1 protein-coding gene is annotated in these 1,058 nt (G+C 51.7%); it reads left to right on the top strand.

What is annotated here, in order from left to right:
• Nucleotides 1–298 precede the first annotated feature (298 nt).
• A partial coding sequence (locus tag EDM54_RS25735; protein WP_183189189.1) for a purine/pyrimidine permease occupies nucleotides 299–1,058 on the top strand: 760 nt, incomplete at its 3' end.

The raw sequence follows: 1,058 nt of genomic DNA, 5'->3' as shown, positions 1-1,058 counted from the left end.
CTTCAGCCGCTTCCTTGTTAGAATAAAGCCAAGCAAATGAGCATAATCGCCTTCCTGCAAAATGTGGTCGGGAGCAGATTCACAGATACACATTTCGTCCTCTTATGTTAAAATAACTAGGTCACGAAAAGGATTCCCTGACGCTCTTCAGTGAATGCTATCCTTATTGAAGGCATAGACAAAACGCACGCTTACCATGGCGTGCTTTCTCTTTTCTTTTGAAGGATCGTCGACGCCGTAAGAGTAGGATTCTGCGATGTGATTCAGCAGATGGGAATCGAGAGTAGAGGTGTGAGAAGTGGGATATGGGTTACATGAGAAGCCTCCATTTGGAACGACCATTCTGTCAGCTTTGCAATGGATGATCGTCACTGTCTCCAGCAGTGTCGCCGTACCGTTGGCGATTGGAGACATTTACGGACTTACCCCTGATGAGGTCGGCCTCCTGATGCAGCAGACCATGTTTTTCGTCGGACTGGCGTCCTTCCTGCAAGTATGGATCGGCCATCGATATCCGATGATCGAAGGGCCGGCAGGGCTATGGTGGGGAATCTTTATCATTTTGGCGCAAATCGGAACCAGTGTGGGTATCGCTCCGCGGGAAATCGGGCAGTCGTTCCAGCTTGGGCTGCTGTTGGCCGGTGCGATGTTCTTTTTGTTTGGCCTGCTCGGGTGGATCGGAAAAATCCAACGCTGGTTTACTCCTCTTGTTTCAGGCACATACATGGTGCTTCTGGCAGTGTCCTTATGCAGCAGCATCGTATCGGGCATGCTGGGTATTGGCTATCAGCACGCGAAAGAAGTAAGTCCCGGGATCGCCCTGGTTTCCGTATTAATCGTTGCTCTGGTCCTGATATTTTTGCGAACGAAGCGGTTTGCCAGCTTTGCCGTGCTGCTCGGGATGGCGGCCGGCTGGATCTTGTTTGCTGTGCTAGGCTGGACGGAACCGGTACGCCATACGGATCAATGGATCGTGATGCCAACCCTGTTTTTCTGGGGTGAACCGAGGTGGGACTGGGGCGTGGTGTTGACCAGTCTGTTGACAGGCTTCGTTCTGC

The sequence above is a fragment of the Brevibacillus borstelensis genome (assembly GCF_003710865.1).
Classification (GTDB): Bacteria; Bacillota; Bacilli; order Brevibacillales; family Brevibacillaceae; genus Brevibacillus; species Brevibacillus borstelensis.
The sequence above is the reverse complement of the archived record's forward strand: the minus strand, read 5'-3'. Positions and strand labels throughout refer to the sequence as shown.